The organism is Lactobacillus sp. WILCCON 0058 (genome assembly GCF_057198005.1).
This window is the reverse complement of record NZ_JBUBHM010000001.1, coordinates 1,765,861-1,784,746: the sequence shown is the minus strand read 5'-3', so window position 1 is coordinate 1,784,746 and position 18,886 is coordinate 1,765,861. Positions and strand designations below refer to the sequence as shown.

General features: G+C 50.0%; 22 protein-coding genes and 1 other annotated feature. Of the genes, 15 read left to right on the top strand and 7 right to left on the bottom strand.

Annotated features, from left to right (window positions below):
* The first annotated feature begins 87 nt into the window (after positions 1-87).
* Together ACYVUU_RS08220 and ACYVUU_RS08215 are read left to right on the top strand one after the other, a co-directional pair.
* The gene (locus ACYVUU_RS08220) at positions 88-657 is read left to right on the top strand and encodes a sigma-70 RNA polymerase sigma factor region 4 domain-containing protein (RefSeq protein ID WP_484500612.1); all 570 of its coding nucleotides are present in this window, start codon (positions 88-90) and stop codon (positions 655-657) included.
* 66 nt (positions 658-723) lie between these two features.
* Positions 724-939, top strand: coding sequence for a P8 family protein (locus tag ACYVUU_RS08215; protein WP_270449146.1), 216 nt, complete (start codon positions 724-726; stop codon positions 937-939).
* 102 nt (positions 940-1,041) lie between these two features.
* Here the strand turns inward: ACYVUU_RS08215 and ACYVUU_RS08210 are convergent, their stop codons facing one another.
* The gene (locus ACYVUU_RS08210) at positions 1,042-2,793 is read right to left on the bottom strand and encodes a 1-deoxy-D-xylulose-5-phosphate synthase (RefSeq protein WP_484500611.1); all 1,752 of its coding nucleotides are present in this window, start codon (positions 2,791-2,793) and stop codon (positions 1,042-1,044) included.
* A 162-nt stretch (positions 2,794-2,955) separates the two neighbouring features.
* On the opposite strand from ACYVUU_RS08210, the gene rpmG reads away from it, so the two are divergent.
* The 6 genes from rpmG to ACYVUU_RS08180 all read left to right on the top strand — a co-directional run bounded on the left by rpmG (position 2,956) and on the right by ACYVUU_RS08180 (position 6,425).
* Positions 2,956-3,105, top strand: a complete 150-nt coding sequence (gene rpmG, locus ACYVUU_RS08205; RefSeq protein ID WP_270449142.1) for a 50S ribosomal protein L33 — start codon at positions 2,956-2,958, stop codon at positions 3,103-3,105.
* Between the two features lie 6 nt (positions 3,106-3,111).
* The gene (gene secE / locus ACYVUU_RS08200) at positions 3,112-3,282 is read left to right on the top strand and encodes a preprotein translocase subunit SecE (protein ID WP_270449140.1); all 171 of its coding nucleotides are present in this window, start codon (positions 3,112-3,114) and stop codon (positions 3,280-3,282) included.
* Between the two features lie 91 nt (positions 3,283-3,373).
* Positions 3,374-3,928 carry a transcription termination/antitermination protein NusG gene (gene nusG, locus ACYVUU_RS08195; RefSeq protein ID WP_484498942.1) on the top strand — a complete coding sequence of 185 codons (555 nt, stop codon included), beginning with the start codon at positions 3,374-3,376 and terminating at the stop codon, positions 3,926-3,928.
* Between the two features lie 123 nt (positions 3,929-4,051).
* Complete coding sequence (gene rplK / locus ACYVUU_RS08190; protein WP_002876501.1) at positions 4,052-4,477, top strand: 50S ribosomal protein L11; 426 nt, start codon at positions 4,052-4,054, stop codon at positions 4,475-4,477.
* Between the two features lie 83 nt (positions 4,478-4,560).
* Entirely contained in the window at positions 4,561-5,256 is a 696-nt protein-coding gene (rplA, locus tag ACYVUU_RS08185; RefSeq protein ID WP_050890514.1) for a 50S ribosomal protein L1, read from the top strand.
* Positions 5,257-5,420: 164 nt separating this feature from the next.
* Positions 5,421-6,425, top strand: coding sequence for a glycosyltransferase family 2 protein (locus tag ACYVUU_RS08180; protein WP_484500610.1), 1,005 nt, complete (start codon positions 5,421-5,423; stop codon positions 6,423-6,425).
* A 141-nt stretch (positions 6,426-6,566) separates the two neighbouring features.
* Here the strand turns inward: ACYVUU_RS08180 and ACYVUU_RS08175 are convergent, their stop codons facing one another.
* Positions 6,567-7,817, bottom strand: a complete 1,251-nt coding sequence (locus tag ACYVUU_RS08175) for an ammonium transporter (protein WP_484500609.1) — start codon at positions 7,815-7,817, stop codon at positions 6,567-6,569.
* 223 nt (positions 7,818-8,040) lie between these two features.
* The gene (locus ACYVUU_RS08170) at positions 8,041-8,442 is read right to left on the bottom strand and encodes a hypothetical protein (protein WP_439775795.1); all 402 of its coding nucleotides are present in this window, start codon (positions 8,440-8,442) and stop codon (positions 8,041-8,043) included.
* 97 nt (positions 8,443-8,539) lie between these two features.
* Positions 8,540-8,669 (top strand) — a sequence feature (ribosomal protein L10 leader region).
* A gap of 33 nt (positions 8,670-8,702) precedes the next feature.
* Here ACYVUU_RS08170 and rplJ point away from each other — a divergent pair.
* The 3 genes from rplJ (at position 8,703) to ACYVUU_RS08155 (ending at position 11,567) form a co-directional block, all read left to right on the top strand.
* Positions 8,703-9,212, top strand: coding sequence for a 50S ribosomal protein L10 (gene rplJ, locus ACYVUU_RS08165; RefSeq protein ID WP_439775796.1), 510 nt, complete (start codon positions 8,703-8,705; stop codon positions 9,210-9,212).
* A gap of 52 nt (positions 9,213-9,264) precedes the next feature.
* The gene (rplL, locus tag ACYVUU_RS08160; protein ID WP_439775797.1) at positions 9,265-9,630 is read left to right on the top strand and encodes a 50S ribosomal protein L7/L12; all 366 of its coding nucleotides are present in this window, start codon (positions 9,265-9,267) and stop codon (positions 9,628-9,630) included.
* 311 nt (positions 9,631-9,941) lie between these two features.
* The gene (locus ACYVUU_RS08155; protein WP_484500608.1) at positions 9,942-11,567 is read left to right on the top strand and encodes a peptide ABC transporter substrate-binding protein; all 1,626 of its coding nucleotides are present in this window, start codon (positions 9,942-9,944) and stop codon (positions 11,565-11,567) included.
* Between the two features lie 52 nt (positions 11,568-11,619).
* Here ACYVUU_RS08155 and ACYVUU_RS08150 read toward each other — a convergent pair whose 3' ends face one another.
* From ACYVUU_RS08150 to ACYVUU_RS08140, 3 genes are read right to left on the bottom strand one after another with little or no spacing between them, the layout of a single operon-like run.
* Positions 11,620-12,900, bottom strand: coding sequence for a ferric reductase-like transmembrane domain-containing protein (locus ACYVUU_RS08150; RefSeq protein WP_484500607.1), 1,281 nt, complete (start codon positions 12,898-12,900; stop codon positions 11,620-11,622).
* A complete protein-coding gene (locus ACYVUU_RS08145; protein WP_484500902.1) occupies positions 12,884-13,666 on the bottom strand; it encodes an FAD:protein FMN transferase in 783 nt (260 codons plus the stop codon). Before ACYVUU_RS08145 ends, ACYVUU_RS08150 begins: the two co-directional genes overlap by 17 nt.
* Before the next feature lie 8 nt (positions 13,667-13,674).
* A complete protein-coding gene (locus ACYVUU_RS08140; protein ID WP_439775801.1) occupies positions 13,675-14,154 on the bottom strand; it encodes an FMN-binding protein in 480 nt (159 codons plus the stop codon).
* A gap of 205 nt (positions 14,155-14,359) precedes the next feature.
* On the opposite strand from ACYVUU_RS08140, the gene ACYVUU_RS08135 reads away from it, so the two are divergent.
* The 4 genes from ACYVUU_RS08135 to ACYVUU_RS08120 all read left to right on the top strand — a co-directional run bounded on the left by ACYVUU_RS08135 (position 14,360) and on the right by ACYVUU_RS08120 (position 17,768).
* On the top strand, positions 14,360-14,821 hold the full coding sequence (locus ACYVUU_RS08135; RefSeq protein WP_439775802.1) for an RpiB/LacA/LacB family sugar-phosphate isomerase: 462 nt from the start codon (positions 14,360-14,362) through the stop codon (positions 14,819-14,821).
* 153 nt (positions 14,822-14,974) lie between these two features.
* Complete coding sequence (locus tag ACYVUU_RS08130) at positions 14,975-15,247, top strand: HU family DNA-binding protein (protein WP_484500606.1); 273 nt, start codon at positions 14,975-14,977, stop codon at positions 15,245-15,247.
* Positions 15,248-15,428: 181 nt separating this feature from the next.
* Entirely contained in the window at positions 15,429-16,535 is a 1,107-nt protein-coding gene (locus tag ACYVUU_RS08125; RefSeq protein ID WP_484500605.1) for a serine hydrolase domain-containing protein, read from the top strand.
* 102 nt (positions 16,536-16,637) lie between these two features.
* Positions 16,638-17,768, top strand: a complete 1,131-nt coding sequence (locus ACYVUU_RS08120) for a serine hydrolase domain-containing protein (RefSeq protein WP_484500604.1) — start codon at positions 16,638-16,640, stop codon at positions 17,766-17,768.
* A gap of 85 nt (positions 17,769-17,853) precedes the next feature.
* Here the strand turns inward: ACYVUU_RS08120 and ACYVUU_RS08115 are convergent, their stop codons facing one another.
* Positions 17,854-18,801, bottom strand: coding sequence for a glycoside hydrolase family 3 N-terminal domain-containing protein (locus tag ACYVUU_RS08115; RefSeq protein WP_484500603.1), 948 nt, complete (start codon positions 18,799-18,801; stop codon positions 17,854-17,856).
* Positions 18,802-18,886 lie beyond the last annotated feature (85 nt).

Genomic DNA, 18,886 nt, shown 5'->3' with positions numbered 1-18,886 from the left:
AAGTGATAGAATCAAACAATGGTTCGATTCTGTCAAATGAAAAAGTCCTTTATTCTGTGGGCAAACAGAATGAAAGGGCTTTTTATTATGGGATTGACAAAGGAAAGAGAGCGCCTGCTGATCAGCCGGATTCAAAAAGAGGATGATGAGCAGGCCCTTAAAGAATTGTATTACAGCTGCCTGCCAGTGATCGGCGGCACCATCAAGCAGTATTTTGTGGAGCTATATGACAGCCAGGACTGGGAGCAAGAGGCCTTGATCCTCTGCTATAAGACGGCCAAGCGCTTTGATCTGACGCAAGAGAAGCCATTTGTCGGCTTTTACAAGGTCAGCCTGCACAACCGGGCTGTCAACTTGATCAGACGGGGCAAGCGGAAAAAGCGCCTGTCTATCAGTGACCAGGTCTACTGGGAAGACGTAGCTGGCGAACTTGAGCAGGCTTCCTGCCTGATCGCGGATCCACCCGCGCCGGTCTTGGACTGGCGGGACCTGGTTGAGTCTTTGAGCATGCTGGAGCTAGAAGAATTGCTCCTGGAGCTCGGCTATAAGCAGGCCGGGGAGATCAAGCGCCAGTACCAGGTCAGCGAGATGGGGCTCATGCGGGCCAAATACCGGGTGAAGGAAAAAATCAAGCTAAAATTGCGGGTTGGGGCATAAACTTTTTAGCCAATTCGGATTATAATATAGGTGTAGGATGAAAAAATTGTTTAGGAGGTAATCAAAATGTCAGAAATTGTAAAGACAGCTTTGCTGGACCGTTCAATGAAAGAAGTTTTTGACTGGAGTGACTCAGACACTCCTGTAAGAGATGCCCTCTGGGACTACTTCATGGAGTCAAACGGCCACAACACCGACAAGACTGAGGAAGCCATGCTTCCATTCATGAGCGACTCTGACGACAAGATCATCGCTTTTGTCAACGAACACCTTAAGAAATAATCTTTTCCCTACATTCCTGACCTCTTGTCTCCCATAAGGGAGGGGAAGGGGCGAAAAACGGCGGCTCTACGAGTCGCCGTTTTTTTCTGCTTTGAAATCGTCTTAGTTAAATAATTGTTTGACGCTGGCAACGATTTGCTCAGCCGTCAATTGGTTGTGAACCAGGATCTGGTCGTAGCTTTGGTCAACATCGGTGTATTCCCGCTTTTCGCCAAAATTCTTGACCAAAATCGGCCGGTCAGCTAAATAGCCGGCCACTTTTTGTCCGAAGCCCCCGTCCAGGATGTTGTTTTCTAAAGTAACTACGGCCTGGTAGTGGCGGGCTAAGTGGTCCAGGCAGTCAGTATCTAAAATGTTGGCTGACAAAGGATTGTAGAGGGCAGCGTCAAGTTCTTCAGCAACTTGGCTGCCTAATTCCTGCATGTCGCCCAAAGCCAGGATGGCAATTTTTTGCCCGGTCCGCCGCTTTTGGTAGTGGATGTGCCGGTAGCCTTCTAAAACGGCACCGCCGGCTGGAACTGGCCGGACCGGGAGCTTGATAGCTACGGGGCTGTCTTTTTGCTTCAAGGCCCAGTTGATCATGGCTGCTTCTTCAGTCAAGCTGGTCGGGGCCAGGTACTTCCAGTTGGGCAGGTTGCTGACCATGACCTGGTCAAAGACGCCCACGTGGGTCTTGGAGTTGGCCTGGATCCCGCCGCCAGCCACGATCATGACGACTGGCAAGTTGTTGGCGGCCACGTCATGGCTGAGCTGGTCAAAGGCCCGCTGCAGGAAGGTGGAGTTTTCAAAAAGGACCGGCCGACCGCCAGCCTTGGCAAAGCCAGCCGCGAAGGCCACGGAATCCTGCTCGGCGATCCCGACGTCCAGGTAGTGGTCCGGGTAAGACTTTTTAAAGGAGTCCAGGCCAAAGACGCCAGGGATAGCGGCCGTGACGGCCATGATGTTTTCCTGGCCGCCGTCAATAGCGCTGGCCACGGTCTTAACGGCAATTTCCGCTGGAGTCGGGCCAGCGGCCACGGTTTTTGGCGAATCATCGCTTAAATTGAAGGGCCGGACCCAGTGGTGCTTTTCTTCATCCTGGACGGCTGGCTCATAGCCCTTGCCCTTTAAAGTGTTGACGTGCAAGACCAGGGGATGGTCGACGTCACGGATTTCGCTGAAGGCATTAATCATGCTTTCCAGGTCATTGCCGTCAGCCACATAGCGGTAGTCAAAGCCGAAGGCCTTAAAAGGATTTTCCGGATCCTTCCCTTGGCTGTCTCTCAGCTTCTTTAGGGCCGTGGTCAAGCCGCCGACATTTTTGTCAATGGACCACTGGTTGTCATTGATGACGATGACCAGGTTGCCCTTTTCCATCGCGGCGTTGTTTAAGCCTTCGTAAGCCATCCCGCCGGTCAAGGAGCCGTCGCCGATGACGGCCATGATCCGCTCGCTGCCGCCTAAAAGGTCGCGGGCCTTGGCCATGCCGGTGGCTAAAGAGATGGAGGTAGAAGTGTGGCCAACGGCGTAGTAGTCGTAGGGACTTTCATCGGGGTTGGTGTAAGGAGTCACCTTGCCGTAAGCTTCCGGGTCCAGCCAGGCATAAGCCCGGCCGGTCAGCATCTTGTGGGGGTAGGTCTGGTGGGAGACGTCCCAGATGATCTTGTCTCCAGGGGCGTCAAAGACGTAGTGGTAGGCGATGGTCAGTTCCACGACCCCCAGGTCAGGACCCAGGTGGCCGCCGACTGCCGCGTCTTTTTCGATGATCAAGTGGCGGATTTCTGAAGCCAGCTGGTTCATTTCTTCCAGGTCCAGGACCTTGAGGTCAGCTGGAGACTTGATCTTGTTAAGCAGGTATTCGGGGTGTTGATTCATTTTTTCTCCTCATGGAATACAACAGTTGCATTTTCGATAGTACCATTATGACACAGGGACCACTTAAGATGTGAAAATAAAGCCCGGCAAAGTCGGTCATATATATAGTTGCTTTTAGGGCGGATTTTTGCTAAAATCAAATGAAGTTTGAAGGTGAATATTATGGCAGTAAAGAAAGCAGCTTTGGCCTGCAGCGTTTGTGGGTCACGGAACTACTCAATCACTGCAAACAACAACCGCACCAAGCGCTTGGAACTGAACAAGTTTTGCAAGCACTGCGGCAAGAAGACTTTGCACAAGGAAACGAGGTAGACAGGGATGATTAAGTTTTTTAAGAGCGTTGGTCAGGAAATGAAACTGGTTCATTGGCCAAGTGCTAAGGAAAACCGGCGCGACACGGTGAACGTGGTCGTAACCTCTCTGCTTTACGCGATTTTCTTGGGTGCCTTGGATTGGGCCTTTGCAAAATTGATTCAATTAGTTCTGTAAGAGCGACAAAGTATGTTATAATCATGCTAGTTTCTAGGAAAACCTCTTTAGCGAGGTTTTTTTGTTTGCCAAAAAGGAGATTAAAGAAATTATGGTAGAATCCGCCAAGAAGCAATGGTACGTCCTGCACACTTACTCTGGTTTTGAAGACAAGGTTAGATCCGACTTGCTGTCCCGGGCCCAGTCACTGGGGATGCAGGACTACATCTTCCGGGTTGTCGTTCCGCAAGAACCAAAGATCGAAGACGTGCACGGCAAGAAGGAAGAAGTTAACGAAAAGGTCTTCCCTGGCTACGTTTTGGTTGAAATGGTCATGACTGACGAAAGCTGGTTTGTTGTCCGGAACACTCCTAACGTTACTGGTTTCGTTGGCAGCCACGGCGGTGGTTCCAAGCCTTCCCCGCTTTATGAGGAAGAAGTCAGAGCCATCCTGCAGATGCAAGAAGGCGAAGCAACTGAAAAGGTTGACTACGACTACGAAGTTGGCGAAAACGTCATGATCACCGAAGGTGCCTTCAACGGCATGGTCGGCAAGATTGCTGAAATCCAGGATGACAAGCAAAAGCTCTTCTTGACCATCGACATGTTTGGCCACGCTACTACGGCTGAACTGGACTTCGACCAAGTCAAGAAGATGGAAGACTAAAGAAAAAAGTCTTGCATTCTGCCGCTTTTCAGAGTACTATATTAAACGTACTTTATTATTGTGGGAGGAGAGTGTGGAAACTCTCCATTTTAACCGCATCACGGAATCAAGGAGGTTTTGACCGTGGCAAAGAAAGTTATTAACGTTGTTAAGTTACAAATTCCAGCTGGCGCTGCAACCCCTGCACCTCCAGTAGGTCCTGCTTTGGGTCAAGCAGGTATCAACATTGTTGGCTTTACAAAGGACTTCAATGCTCGTACTGCTGACCAAAAGGGCATGATCATCCCTGTAGTCATCACTGTTTACGAAGACCGTTCATTCGACTTCGTAACTAAGACTCCTCCAGCACCAGTCTTGTTGAAGCAAGCTGCTGGCATTCAAAAGGCTTCAGGCGAACCTAACAAGAACAAGGTTGGTTCAGTAACCACTGCTCAAGTTAAGGAAATCGCTGAAACTAAGATGAAGGACCTTAACGCTGCCTCAATCGAAGCTGCTATGCGCATGGTTGAAGGTACTGCTAGAAGTATGGGTATCGAAGTAAAGGACTAATTTGTTAATTTTTACCAATTAACAAGTCAGGTGGGAGAGCAAAGAGAAAGCTCGTTTGACCACACATACAAGGAGGATTTTTCATGCCAAAGCATGGTAAGAAATACGTAGAAGCTGCCAAGAAGGTTGACAGCAACAAGTTGTACTCAGTAGAAGACGCTATCAAGCTGGTTAAGGAAACTTCATACGCTAACTTTGACGCTTCCGTAGAAGTATCTTACAACCTGAGCGTTGACCCTAAGCAAGCTGACCAACAAATCCGTGGCTCAATCGTTTTGCCAAACGGTACTGGTAAGTCTGTAAAGGTTATCGTATTTGCTGAAGGCCCACAAGCTGAAGCAGCCAAGGCTGCCGGTGCTGACGAAGTCGGCGCAGACGACCTGGTAGAAAAGGTTCAAAACGGTTACCTGGACTTCGACGTTGTCATCGCTACTCCAATGATGATGGCTAAGGTTGGTCGTTTGGGTCGTGTGCTTGGGCCTAAGGGCTTGATGCCAAACCCTAAGACTGGTACTGTTACTATGGACACTGCCAAGGCTGTTCAAAACGTTAAGGCTGGTCAAGTAGAATACCGTGTCGACCGTCAAGCTTCAATCCACGCTGCTATCGGCAAGGTTTCATTCACTGAAGAACAATTGACTGAAAACTTCCGCGCTTTGCAAAACGCTATTCTGCGTGCAAAGCCAGCTTCAGCTAAGGGTCAATACATCAAGAGCTGCGCAGTTGCCGCAACCTTTGGCCCTGGGATCAAGTTGGACCCAATCGCTTTGATGGCCTAATTATCCCTAAGTTAAGCTAATTAAGCTCCTCGCCTTTTGGCGGGGAGTTTTTCTTTGCCCTAATCTTGCTTTAAGAAAATTTTAGTGCTGGAAAAGGCTTTCTTTTAAGAAATCTTGCTATACTAGTAGGGGACAAATAGCCGAACTGAAAGAAGTGTATCAAGGTGGAAAAATTATTAACTCTTATCGTTCCCTGCTACAACTCAGCTGAATACTTAAACCGTTGCGTCGACTCCCTTTTGCCGGGCGGTGACCGGGTGCAGATCATCCTGGTTGACGATGGGTCAACTGATGAAACCGGCCGGATGCTAGATGACTACCAAGCTAAATACTTAAACCTGGACCTGGAAGTCGTCCACCAGAAAAATGCTGGCCACGGCGGGGCCATCAACCACGGCCTGCGCCTGGCCAAGGGCAAGTACGTCAAGATCGTCGACAGCGACGACTGGCTGGACCAGGAGGCCTATCAAGAGGTGCTGGATTACCTGGAACAGAATCCAGAAGTCGACCTCTTTTTGGCCAACTATGTCTATGACAAGCCGGCCGTTGGCCGCCAGCGGGTAATCAAGTTCCCGCATCTGCCGGTCGGGCGGACCTTCTCCTGGGATGAGGTCAAGTTGCGGATGGGCCAGTACTTTATGCTCCACTCCGTCATCTACAACCGGAAAGTCCTGGAGCGGGCTAAGGTAACCCTGCCAACTAAGGTATCATATGATGATAACATCTTTGTCTTTGAGCCCATGGTAGAGGTGCAGACCATGCGCTACCTGCCGGTCAACCTCTACCACTACTTTATCGGCAGAGACGACCAGTCAGTCAATGAAAAGGTGATGCTGAAGAAGATTGACCAGCAGATCTTGATCAACAAGCAGCTGATCGTCTTCTACGCTTCCCAGGTCAACAAGCGGGCGCCTTATGCCAGATACATGAAGTACTTCTTAGAGGCCGTCACGGGCGTAACCAGCGTTATCTTGATCCGGGGCAAGAAGAAGGAGTATATTGCCAAAAAAGACGAGCTCTGGCAGTTCTTGAAGACTTATGACCTGGAGACCTACAAGTCCTTTAAACGCCGGCTGGTAGGCCATTTTGTCTCAAGGGACGTCCTGCCTATGCGGCAGATGGTCAGCGGGGCCTACTTGCTCCTGCAGCGGCTGTATTCCTTTAACTAGTCAAAAAACAAAGCATGTAAAACGAAGAAAAAGCTTTGGCAGTTTGTTTGCCAAAGCTTTTTTGATTTGATGATAGGGTAAAAGATGTGGATAAGATAAAAGTGAAATGATTTGATGAATAGGATATTGAGAAAAATGCTGCTACTTGCCAAAGATAGCCTGGCTTTCGCTGATCTGGCAGTCGGCGAATTCCCCGTGCTCGCTGAGGTCCAGGCCGACTTCTTCGTCACGGGCGGAGACCCGCATGTTGACGAAGCGCTTCAAGACCACGGTAATCAAGCTGACCATCAAGAGAGTAAAGACGATGGTGAAGAGGGTGCCGGCTGCCTGCTTAGTTAAGAGTTCCCAGCTGCCGCCATAGAAGAGGCCACTAGTGGAAATCTGCGGGTCAACTTTTTGACTGGCAAAGAGGCCGACAGTCAAAGAACCGACGATGCCGGAGACCCCGTGGCAGCCAAAGGCATCCAGGGGATCGTCAAAGCTGAGCCGCCCCTTGACCTGGCTGATAAAGAAGTAGCTGGCCAGACTGCAGAGGATGCCGGTAAAGAGGGCACCGGCGCAGGTTTCATAGCCAGCCCCCGGCGTGATGCCGACTAACCCGCAGAGGGTACCCGTGCAGATCCCGTCCAGGCTGGCCTTGCCGCTGAAGGCTTCTTCCAGCAAAAGCCAGGTCATCATGGAAGCTGCTGCCGCGACCGTACTGGTTAAGCAGGCCGTCAAAGCCGTTTGGTTCATGCCGAAGGCGCTGCCGGCGTTGAAGCCGTACCAGCCCAGCCAGAGGATGGCAGTCCCCAAAAGGACCCAAGGCAGGCTGTAAGGACGGGGCTGCTTTTGGTAGCGGGGCCCTAAGAAGATGGACAAGACCAGGGCAGTGATGCCAGCGTTGATGTGAACGACCGTGCCGCCGGCAAAGTCCAGGATCCCCCAGCCGGCCAAAAGCCCGCCATTGCCCCAGACCATGTGGACCAGAGGGTAGTAGACCAGGATGGACCAGAAGAAGACAAAGACCAAAAGAAAGTTGAACCGCATCCGGCCCACCGTGGCCCCGACGAAGAGGGCAGGGGTGATGATGGCAAACATCATTTCAAAAAGCAGGTAGCTGGCGGCGGTAATTCCCTGGTCTTTTAAAACAACCTTGGTCAAGTCGCTGCCGGAGAGGAAGAAGTGCTGGACTTTGCCAAAAATCCCGGCTACGTTGCCGTTAAAGCAGAGCTCATAGCCGAAGGCCACGAACAAGACGATTGCTAAAGCACAGATGATGAAGACCGAGAGCATGGTGTTGACCACGTTTTTCTTGGAGACCAGGCCCCCGTAGAAAAAGGCCAGGCCCGGAGTCATCATCAAGACCAGGACGGCGGCGATAATTAAGAAGACGGTGTTTGCTGTGTTCATCCTTTTTTCCTTTCTGCTTCTATCTCTATACCAATTGCTTGCTAAGATTTATGTTCTTAGTTATACCATGAAGATTCTTTTTGTAAAACTCTAGACCAATTTAGAAAGAGAAGAAATATACTGAAAAAGTTTGAAAAAGGGGCAAAAAAAGAGCCTGCTTTTTCAAAAGGCAGGCTGCAAGCGTTTGCTAGTTTATTTTGTTAAAAAATACTAAAAAACAGACTTAATTTTTATCATCAAAACCGGTCTCGTCCCGGCGCTTGACGTGGAAGTTCTTGTCGTTGGCTTGTTCAGGCACGATGAATGAGCAGAGCAAGAAGAGGATGAAGCCACCCCAGCCCAGGCCGTTAATGCCTAGCTTATAGCCAGTCAAGGTCAAAATGACGCCCAAGAGGAGCAGACACCAGGCGATCCAGGAGAGGATCTGCCAGTTCCTGCTCAGCTTCTTGTTTTCAGATTCGATGTCCAGGAAGCCGCGGACAATGAAGTAGGCGCTGATGATGAGGAATAAGACGTCTAAAGCGATGCTGGCGGCGGAATGGTCCTTGAACATGCTGAAGACAGCCAGGGTGCCGGAAATGCCGGCTAAGAAGAAGTAGAAAATGTCGATCAGTTTACTCTTCAAAATTGTACCTCCTAAAAGTCATTACAGTAGATTTTAGCAGATTTTTACAAAAAGTGGCGAAAAAGGTTTGACAGATCTTGTTTCAGATGGTAATCTAGATAAAGTAAATTTCTAACCTAAGACGTGGGTGGCGTAAAGCCTCAATACAATCCCGCCGAGGCCAGAAGATAATGAAGATTATTAAACTCTCCATGTCTTTCTTGGCATGGAGTTTTTTAGGCCTTGTAGAATTTTACAAAATTTTATGGAGGTGAATAATTTTGAGTCAAGCTATTATCGCTGCTAAGGCTAAATTCGTTGAAGAATTTGCAGAAGAACTTAAGTCAGCTAAGTCCATCGTAGTTATCAACTACCTTGGTTTGACTGTTGACGAAGTTACTGCGTTCCGTGCAGAATTGCGTGAAAGCAACGCCAAGATGAAGGTTGTCAAGAACACTTACCTTCGTCGTGCTGCTGCTCAAGCCGGCTTGGAAGATTTGGCACCTGTATTCGTTGGCCCATCAGCTGTGATCTACACTGATGATGAAGACAACGTTACTGCACCTGCCCGGATCGCTGCTGACTACGCTAAGAAGTTCGACGTTGTTGAAATTAAGGGTGGTGCACTTGAAGGTCAAGTTGCTACCAAGGAACAAGTCGAAGAACTGGCTGCAATTCCAAATCGCGAAGGTCTGCTTTCAATGCTTCTTTCTGTATTGCAAGCACCTGTACGCAACTTTGCATACGTTGTTAAGGCTGTCGCTGAATCAAAGGAAGAATCAGCTGAATAGTCTGGTCATTTTAAACTAGATATTAAATTCCATATTTTCGGAGGATATTACAATGGCTTTGGATACTGCTAACATCATTGAACAATTGAAGGGTGCTTCAATTCTTGAATTGAACGACCTGGTACACGCTATCGAAGAAGAATTCGGCGTTACTGCTGCTGCTCCTGTAGCTGCTGCTGGTGCCGCTGGTGCTGCTGAAGAAGCTAAGTCAAGCTTCGACGTTGAATTGACTTCAGCAGGTACTGAAAAGGTTAAGGTTATCAAGATCGTTAAGGAAGTTACTGGCGCAAGCTTGCTGGACGCTAAGAAGACTGTTGACGGTGCTCCAGTTGTTCTTAAGGAAGGCTTGTCAGAAGACGAAGCTAACGAACTTAAGGCTAAGCTTGAAGAAGTTGGCGCAACTGTTACCCTTAAATAATTATAGCCCTCGGGCATTAATTATTAACGAAGAACGCGTTTGTGGACATCCACAGGCGCGTTTTTTGTTTGCATTATTTCATCCCTTTTTGCTTAAAAATTGTTTTTTCACAAAAAGATGCTTGCATTTTCCGTTCTAACTGATAGAATGAAAAATAACTTAAAACTTAATTTATACCTCAATAAAAGGAGCGTGACAAGCGATGAATCAGGAGAGAAACTACAGGCGACATGCAGGTTTAGGAATAATGGCAGTAGTGCTGGTTCATCGCGTGCCCATGAACCAGTCTGGTTTGATTTGAGGCAAAAAACATGAAAAAGAGCAAAATTATCCTGGGCGGCTTGGCCGTCATGACGTCAACACTTTTGGCTGCCTGCGGGACGAGTTCCAGCAAGACCGCGGCCAATCAAAAGCTGAACTGGATGGAAGAGGCGGAACTGTCCACCATTGACGTGTCCAAGATCATGGACGACGTTTCTTTCAACCAGGTCAACCAAGTCATGGAGGGCCTTTACACCCTGGGCAACAATGCCAAGGTTAAAAACGCCCTGGCAACCAAGTCAACCGTTTCTAAAGACGGCAAGACCTGGACCTTCAATATCCGCAAGAATGCTAAATGGTCCAACGGCCAGGCCCTGACCGCCAAGGACTTTGTCTACTCCTGGAAGCGGACGGTTGACCCGAAGACCGCGTCAGAATACTCCTATCTTTTTTCTGGGATCAAAAACGCTGACGCGATCGTGGCCGGTAAGAAAAAAGCTTCCACCCTTGGCATCAAAGCCGTGGGCAAGTACAAGCTGGTCGTTAATTTAGAGCGGAAGATCCCATACTTCAAGCTCTTGATGGCCTTCCCGCTTTTCTTCCCGCAAAATGAACAAGCAGTCAAGAAGTACGGATCCAAGTACGGGACCGCTTCTAAATACATGGTCTACAACGGCCCATTCGTTCACAAGGGCTGGTCTGGCTCTAACCTCTCTTGGAAGCTGGTCAAAAACAAGTACTACTGGGATAAGAAGAATGTCAAGCTGACCCAGATCAACTACTCTGTTCAAAAGTCCCCGTCAACAGCCTACAACCTCTACCAGGCAGGAAAATTGGACGGGACCATCTTGGACGCTCAGGCTTCCAAGCAATTGACCAAGTCCAAGGGCTACACGATCAGAAAAGTGGCCAACACCCAGTACCTCCAGTTCAACTTGAAGAAGTACAGCAAGTTTGCCAGCACCAACCTCCGCCGGGGGATTTCCATGGCCATCAACCGCTCCAGCCTGTCCAAGACTTTAGGGGCCACCTACAAGGCAGCGACGACCTTTACTTCCAGCGGCTTGACCACTGTTAGTGGCGAGGATTTCACCAAGCTAGCAGAAAGCAGCGAAGCTAAAAAGTACACCAGCTACAATAAAAAGCTGGCCAAGCAGTACTTTGAAAAGGGCTTGAAGGAAGAGGGCTTGAGCAAACTGTCCTTCACTCTGTTAGCTTCTGACGATGATACTTCCAAGAAACTGGCTGAATTTGTCCAAAGCCAGCTGGAGACGGCCTTTGGCTCCAAGATCAGCGTCAAGGTGCAGAGCATCCCTTCCAAGACCAAGCTCAACCGGGTCCTGGCCGGCAACTTTGAATGCACCCTGTCCGGCTGGATTGCCGACTACGCTGACCCGATCTCCTTCCTTGACTGTGAGACGACCGGTAACTCCTACAATTACGGCAAGTGGAGCAACAAGGAATACGACAAGCTGATCGCGGCATCTAAGACCAGCTCCGGGACAGCCCGCATGAAGCTTTTGGCCAAGGCTGAAAACGTCTTGATGGTCAACCAGGGGGTAACTCCGCTGACTCAAGCCAACAAGGCCTGGATGATCAAGAGCAAGGTCAAGGGCATTATCTACAACAGTGCCGGTGTCTGCTACAACTTCAAGTACGCCTACATCGCCAATTAAGCACATAGAAAAAGTGAGACCGTTTGGTCTCACTTTTTGTTTGGCTTATTTTCTACCAGTCGAATTCTTCATAATAGATCTGCCCAGCAGGCAGGCCCGCTTCTTTTAATAGCTTGATCCAGTGGTCGGCCATGACTTGAGGACCGCCGATTAGAACCTGGAGGCCTGAAAAATCTTCGGGCAGGGAATCCAAAATTTCCTCGTCTTTAAAGCGGCCTACCTGGCAGCGGCTCTGGAAGTTTTCCCGGCTGTTCCAGTAGTAGAACTTTTCCTCATAGATCAAGGATTCCTTGGTATGAGCATTGTAAAAAACTTTAGTGGGCAAGTCTGGATTGCCGTCAATCACCGACAAGAGGGGGACAACCCCGATTCCGCCAGCGATCAGCAAGAGCTGGTCCGGCTTGGCCTCGGCAATGGCTTCCTGGTAGCGGCCAAAGCTGGGACTGAGGCGGGCTTTGACTGGTGGCTTGAGCCCTTGCAATTGTCTGGTGAAGTCCCCGTCGCCTCTGATGGCCAGCACAACCTGCTTCTCTTCTTGCGGGAGGTTGACGAAGGAGAAGGGGTGGGGTTCTTCCATGCCTTTTTCTTCTGGAAAGGAGAGGAAAACGAAGTCGCCTGATTCAAAGCCAGCCAAATTCTGGTCAGTCTTTAAAGTCAGTTCCAGGACATTGTCAGCGATCAAGCGGCTGTCAAGGAGTTCGGCGTTGCTTTTTCCCCGGCTTTTGGCCAGGCTGATGAAATAGCTGGCAAAAACGAAGACAGTGGCAATCCAGATCCAGGCCATGAAGGGGGTAATGGCCCGGATATAAGGAATCAGCTGGATGTGGATAAAGACCAGCAAGACAGCCAGCAGGTTTAACCGGTGCAGGCAAATGGAAAGCTCGTGCTTGAAGACTTTTTCTTCCAGGACCTGCTTGATTTTTGCCAAAAATGGAATCCGCTTGGTCAGCCAGCCGGCCATGAAGACCATGGAATAAACCGCCAGGCCCAAGAAGAGGTAGAAGGCGATATTGCCAGTCTGCTTGATAAGGCCAGCTGAAGGTGACCCTTGCATATGCAGCCAGGCTAAAAGGATGGCGCCCAGGCTCATGATGCCATGGATCATGTAGACCTTTGGCAGGCCGATCAAGCGGTCAAGCCAGCGCGGGCGAGTAGAGAGGTAAATGGCCAATAGCAGCCAGACATAGGCGATGGTCCCGGCCATGATGGGCAGCTTTTGCGGATAATAGATGGCCGGCAGGCCGGCTTCCAGGGTCTGGATGAAGGGCAAAGGGAGGATAAAAATCGCCGCCGCCCATAAGACGCCCAAGGTGTAGTCATGCTTTTTGAACATATTGAAGTTCTCCTTCTGTAAACAGGGCCAGCTGGCCGTCTTTTCTGGCGTATAAGCCGCTGAGCCTTCTTTGGGCAATCTGCTCCTTAAAGGCGTCTTCGCCCATGGCCAGGCCGGCTGTCGCCCAGATGTCCGCGAAAGTTAAGTCTGGGGCAAGAACCGTGACCTGGCTGAGGTCGGCAGGTCCGGCTAATGTCACGTGCTGGCCGCGGTAGGCATAGCCCGAACTTGCCAAGGCCTGGCTGGCCAAATCATAAATGGCTAAAAGCAGGCGGGGCTGGGCCGGGTTCTCAATGCCGGTTTTCCAGCGGAAGTCCCCCTTGGTCCAGGCCTGCAGGTCCCCGCCGCCGTTGATGCAAAGGCCGGTGACTTCGGGAAAAGCCGCCAGGGGCATAAGGCAGGAGGCAAAGATTTTTTCCACTGCCCAGCCCTTGACCAGGCCGGTGGGATTGAATTTGCCGGCAAAATAAGGGTCAAAGGCGCCAGCCGTTTCTTCTTTAGCTAAAAGGGCAGCCGCGTAGACCTCTTGAAATTCAGTATTGGCCAAGAGGATGCTTTCATCGCCTTCAGCAAAGCGGCTGACTAAGGAGTCCGGCAAAAAGGCGGAAAAATCAGCTTCGATTCTTTTTAATTCTGCATGAATTTTGTTGCAGGAGTTTGAAAAAGCCTGGGTCAAGTCCGGGGATGCCTCTCCTTGAACAGCAACGGAAACAGTGAAAGGAATGGTCATGGCTTCCACTGTTTGGTTAAGGCAGGTTACAGTCATGATCGCCACTAGCTTTCTTTTGCCTGGGTGATGGCGTTTTGCAGGGACTGGGTGAAGCCCTCATAGGTGACGGTAGCCCCGGAAACCTGCTGGATGTCAGCGCTCTGGGCCGCGATGGCCTCTTTTTTATAGACAGGCAGGGCCTGGTCGTTGATCTGCTGGGAATGGTCGTTGTCTGACGGGTACTTTAAGACATTGACCGTGGTGATTTTTCCCCCGCTGACCTTGATCTGGACTTGGACCTCGCCCCACTGGGTGCTGACGCTTTTACCGCTATAGGTTCCGTCTTTTAAGCCGCTGGACGTGAATGAACTTGAAGAAGATGAAGTTGATGAAGCAGATGAAGCAGCAGTGCTTGTGCTGGATGAAGCTGTAGACGCAGTAGAATTGGCTTGGTCAGCTTTTAAAAATAAGAGATAGCCGTCGATGGCGATAGCGATGGTTGTTCCGACGGCGAGTACACTCGTGATAACTTTTCTGGCAGACATTGTAGTCCCTCCTTGCCATAAAATACTTTCCTTGATATTAATAAGATTCTATCCGGATAATTAGAAACAAATATGGCAAGAAATTGATCAAAATGCATGAACTTATTTAAAAAAGGCTAAAATTTACGCGCAACTTTCCCCTTTCTTTGAAAATGGTAGAATAGAAGCGAAAGAGTTTTTTATTGAAATAGAAGAAGGCATAAACATGAAGATTGCAATGGCAAATGACCACGCCGGCACCCGCTTGAAGAACGAAATCAAGGCCTACCTGGAAGAAAATGGCTATGAAGTAGTTGACTTCGGGACTGATAATGAAGAATCCTGCGACCTGTCAGACTTCGTCTACCCAGCTAGCCTGGCTGTAGCCAAGGGCGAATGCGACCGGGGCATTTTCGTTGACGGGGTTGGCTATGGCAGCGCCTTGATCGCCAACAAGATCAACGGCATCTACGCCGCGGTCTGCCAGGATCCTTTCTGCGCCAAGCTTGCCCGCCAGCACACCGACTCCAACGTCCTTTGTTTAGGGGCTAAGATCATCGGTGATATGATGGCCGGCGAAATCGTCAAGACCTGGCTGACCACGGATCCTTTGATGGAAGAAAAGTACCGCCGGCGGGTGGACAAGGTCAAGGCCATCAACGACAAGCACTGCGTGCCAGTGAAGTAGGAATATTACACTAAAACGTTTTTGTAATTTTGGTATTTTTTCTCAGCTATTTCAGAGAAAGGCTGTTGCGGCGGCAAAGTTTTGCTATAATTAAGCATATGATTAAGCTTCGGCATTTTGCTGGGCCTTTTAATAGAAAGATGAGGAAACAAGATGAACAAGACTGAACTTGTCTCAGTTGTAAGTGAAAAGACTGAATTCAGCAAGAAGGAATCTGCTCAAATCGTTGACGCTTTGTTTGCATCAATCGAAGAAGCACTTGCTAAGGGCGAAAAGGTACAATTGATCGGCTTTGGGACTTTTGAAGTTCGTAAACGCGCTGCTCGGAAGGGCCGCAACCCGCAAACTGGCGCTGAAATCGAAATTCCTGCAAGCAAGGTTCCAGCCTTCAAGCCAGGCAAGGCCTTGAAGGATGCCGTTAAGTAAATCTTGAACACTTCTAAATGACCATCGGTTGCTTCCGGTGGTCTTTTTTTGCGGGAAAAAATCCTGTAATTAAAACGTAACACTGCTTCCCTTGTTTTTAGAAAATATTAGGGCTAACATAATTTGTGGTTATATTTATGATGAGAAAGGGAAAAACAGTTTGAATTTTAAAGATCTTTTTTTGAAAAAATCAGCAAAAGCAGCCGGCAAATTGGCTTTAGCTGCCAGCCTCCTGCTTCCGACTTTAGCGCCAGCTACGGTTCATGCGGAAGCAACTAAGAGCGACGTCAACCGGGTGATGCGGGACAATCACCTGGCCGGGTCAGTCCTTTTGGTCCAAAACGGCAGCGTTAAGACCGTCAACTATGGTTATGCCTGGTTTGGCCGGCGGATGAAGAACGGCGCTTACAATGTGACTTATCCAGCCGCCTCCTTGCAAAAGGTAGTGACTGGGGCCATGCTGGTGCAGATCATGAACGAAAAGAAGCACACCAAGCAAAGTTTCAGCCAGTACACCAAGATTTCCCGCTGGTATCCTAAGCTGAAAAATGCCCGCTATGTGACGGTCGGCAACCTGCTGACGCAAACGAGCGGCTACCGGGCGCCTGGCTCTGAAAGCAACCGGGGCCGGAACTTGTCTGAAAGCAAGGCCATCAACTGGGTGACCCAGAAGATCAATGGCAGCTGGCAATACAAGATCGGAAGCTTCAACTACAACAATGCCAACTACATTTTGCTGGTGGGCATCATCCGCAAACTGACCGGCCACACTTACGCCTACAACTTCAACCGCCGGATTGTCCGTCCCTTGGGCTTAGCCCACACCAGCCTCAGACACGACATTCCTTGGACCCGCAGCCAGGCGGTATCTTATGCTTACCTTTGGCAGAGAAAGTACCAGAAACCAGTTTCCCTGCCAAAATCCGTGGCTTCTCAGATCCCAGGTGCCGGCAACATGTGCACCACGCCGGTTGAATATTACGAAATCATGCTGGCCCTGCAGAACGGGGCAATTTTGAACCAGAGTGACTTCAACTATCTGACTCACCTTAAGGCCAGAAAGACTACCTACAGCGGCGGCATGTACATGAAGCGGAGCAGCAAGCTCAAGTCCGCCTTTGGCTCAATTCGGGAGGAGCACTACGGGACTTATGTCCAGCTGACGGCTGACAACAGAAACGGGATCATCATGTTCGTCAACGAGCGCAGCCAGACTGAGCAGCAGATCAAGGGCCTGGCCTTCGGCCTGCTGCAGAAGATCCAGCCGGGAACTTTCAGTTTGAATTAGTGAGCATTCTTTTAATTTTTTAAAAAAGTAATAACTTTCCTGCCTTTTTGCCGGAATGGCCTTATAATGTTCTTAATGTATCCAAGGGAGGAAAGACTGCTGTTGTTTAAAAAGGGAAGAAAGATCATCACGGCCCTGCTGCTTGCCGGGATTTGCGCCGGTGCCTGCGTCGCCGCCTGGCCGGAGGAAACCGCGCCAGACCAGGTCACGGCAGCTGACATGCATGTTTTTGTCGAGAAGCTCTTCAAGAAGAAGCATGTGGCTGGCAGCGTGGCCGTGATCAAGAATGGACACGTCCAGGTTGTCAACTACGGACTGGCTGACGCTAAAAAGAAGATCAAAAATGGGGACCGCCAGGTCGTTTACCCGGCAGCTTCCATGCAAAAGGAAGTAACCGGCGCTATGGTCATGCAGCTGATGGAGGAAAAGAAGGGGAGCTCAAGTGCTTTTAGCCAAAACACGAAGATCTCCCGCTGGTACCCGGCTTTGAAGAACGCCAAGAAGATCAGCGTGGGCAATCTGCTTTCCCATACTTCAGGTTTGCAGATCCCAGATGTAGAAGTTGACCGCCATATCAACTACAGTGAAGACCAAGCTGTAAAATGGATCGTGACCCGGGCCAACCAATTGCCGCAAGACAAGGTGGGCAGCTACCACTACAGCGACGTCAACTACATTTTGCTGGCGGGCATTATCAAGAAGGTCAGCCATAGGTCATATGCCTGGAACTTTAAGAAGCGGGTAGTCCAGCGGCTGGGTCTGACGTCAACTTATGTAAGCAGCCAGCTGCCTAAGAATAAAAAGCTGGCCGTATCTTACAGATATCAGCATGGCAAGAACTACCAGCAGGCGGCAGTTTTGGAAAAGACCCGCCTGTCCCAGCTGGTTGGGGCCGGAAACATGCTGACGACGGCTGGCGACTACTATCTGATTCAAGAGGCTTTGGGGACAGGGCAGTTCCTGTCACCAAGTGCTTTTCACCAGCTGACCCACCTCAAGAGCAAGATCAATCGCTACAGCGGCGGGGTCTACCTCAAGAAGGGGGAGAAGGTCAAGCTGGCCTACGGGGCTATCGGCAGCGCCCACTATGCTGCCTACTTCCAGCTGACGGCTGACAACAAGAACGGGATCATCCTGCTTCTGAACCAGCGCAGCTTTGGCGAAGACAAGGTCAAGGACGTTGGCTACCAGATCTTGAAAGAGATCATGTTTGATACTTTCTCTAAGACTTAAACAAGAATAGACAAAAGGCAGATCAAGCGATCTGCCTTTTTTGTCGTTAATTGATACATGTTAAAGAATTTTTGTAAAAAGGACCCTAAAGAGAGTAATCGTCCTGCAGGGTCTGGACCCGGACCAGGGCGTCTTTGATCCGCTCTTCCGGCAATTCGCCGCTTTCTGCAGCTGCTTCTAAGACTGGCAAGTTTTCCAATCTGCCGCCTAAGAGAAGGTCGGCTCCGGCCTTTAAGGCCAAAAGCTCCGGGCAGCCGCTTTCTTGTGCTGCGGCCATGGCTAAGTCGTCGGTGATGGCCACACCGGAATAGTGAAGCTCTTGTTTAAGCAGGCGGTAGATTTCCGGGGAAAGGGATGCAGGGCCAGCGCTGTAGCAGGTGACTTCCAAGTGGGCCACCATGATGGTCGGCACGCCAGCCGTGATCGCTGCTTTAAAGGGCAAAAGGTCCAGCTGGGCCTCTTTACGGCTTCTATGGTCTTTAGCCGGAGCCTGGTGGGTGTCGCCGGCATCCCCGTAGCCAGGGAAGTGCTTGGCGCAGGAGGCGATCCCCAGCTGCCGGTAAAGCTTGACAAAGGCCGCGATTGCCGGCCCGGTTTCTTCAGCTCCCAGCTGCAGGGTCCGGCTGTAGATAAAGCTGGCGGGATCAAGGGCAAGGTCAGCCACCGGAGCAAAGTTTAAGTTGATGCCTAAGTTTTTTAATTCCAGGGCGGTCTTTCTGCTTTCGGTTAAGAAAAAGTCGGCGCCCTTTTGCAAAAGCTCAGCCTGGCTGGGATAGGACCGGCTTGGGTAAAGAGCAGACAAGCGGCTGACCAAGCCGCCTTCCTGGTCAATGGCAAGCAGCAGACCCGGCCGGGCCTGCCGGTAGGCGGCCAGCCGCTCTTTGACGGCTTTTTCGCTTAGCCCTGCCAGGTCTTTGGCAAAAAGGAGAAGGCCGGCTGGCTGGTAATGGTCCAAAAGGCGGAGGTTTTCAGTAAAATCGCCAGTGCTGTCGATCAGGAAAAGACTGGCCAGTTTTTGATTGAGTGAGGACATGATGCACCTGCTTTCTGAGTTCAGTTAGGGTTAAAGCAAAATGAATTTTTCGCGAATTTTACAAAGTCTCTATAAATAATATTAT

Coding starts and splice junctions, on each gene's coding strand:
- ACYVUU_RS08145 (WP_484500902.1), bottom strand. CDS start 13,666: ATGACTGTAACCTGCCTTAACCAAACAGTGGAAGCCATGACCATTCCT.
- rpmG (WP_270449142.1), top strand. CDS start 2,956: ATGGCAGTAAAGAAAGCAGCTTTGGCCTGCAGCGTTTGTGGGTCACGG.
- ACYVUU_RS08215 (WP_270449146.1), top strand. CDS start 724: ATGTCAGAAATTGTAAAGACAGCTTTGCTGGACCGTTCAATGAAAGAA.
- ACYVUU_RS08155 (WP_484500608.1), top strand. CDS start 9,942: ATGAAAAAGAGCAAAATTATCCTGGGCGGCTTGGCCGTCATGACGTCA.
- nusG (WP_484498942.1), top strand. CDS start 3,374: ATGGTAGAATCCGCCAAGAAGCAATGGTACGTCCTGCACACTTACTCT.
- ACYVUU_RS08175 (WP_484500609.1), bottom strand. CDS start 7,817: ATGAACACAGCAAACACCGTCTTCTTAATTATCGCCGCCGTCCTGGTC.
- ACYVUU_RS08115 (WP_484500603.1), bottom strand. CDS start 18,801: ATGTCCTCACTCAATCAAAAACTGGCCAGTCTTTTCCTGATCGACAGC.
- ACYVUU_RS08140 (WP_439775801.1), bottom strand. CDS start 14,154: ATGTCTGCCAGAAAAGTTATCACGAGTGTACTCGCCGTCGGAACAACC.
- ACYVUU_RS08135 (WP_439775802.1), top strand. CDS start 14,360: ATGAAGATTGCAATGGCAAATGACCACGCCGGCACCCGCTTGAAGAAC.
- rplL (WP_439775797.1), top strand. CDS start 9,265: ATGGCTTTGGATACTGCTAACATCATTGAACAATTGAAGGGTGCTTCA.
- ACYVUU_RS08130 (WP_484500606.1), top strand. CDS start 14,975: ATGAACAAGACTGAACTTGTCTCAGTTGTAAGTGAAAAGACTGAATTC.
- ACYVUU_RS08150 (WP_484500607.1), bottom strand. CDS start 12,900: ATGTTCAAAAAGCATGACTACACCTTGGGCGTCTTATGGGCGGCGGCG.
- ACYVUU_RS08220 (WP_484500612.1), top strand. CDS start 88: ATGGGATTGACAAAGGAAAGAGAGCGCCTGCTGATCAGCCGGATTCAA.
- secE (WP_270449140.1), top strand. CDS start 3,112: ATGATTAAGTTTTTTAAGAGCGTTGGTCAGGAAATGAAACTGGTTCAT.
- ACYVUU_RS08210 (WP_484500611.1), bottom strand. CDS start 2,793: ATGAATCAACACCCCGAATACCTGCTTAACAAGATCAAGTCTCCAGCT.
- rplA (WP_050890514.1), top strand. CDS start 4,561: ATGCCAAAGCATGGTAAGAAATACGTAGAAGCTGCCAAGAAGGTTGAC.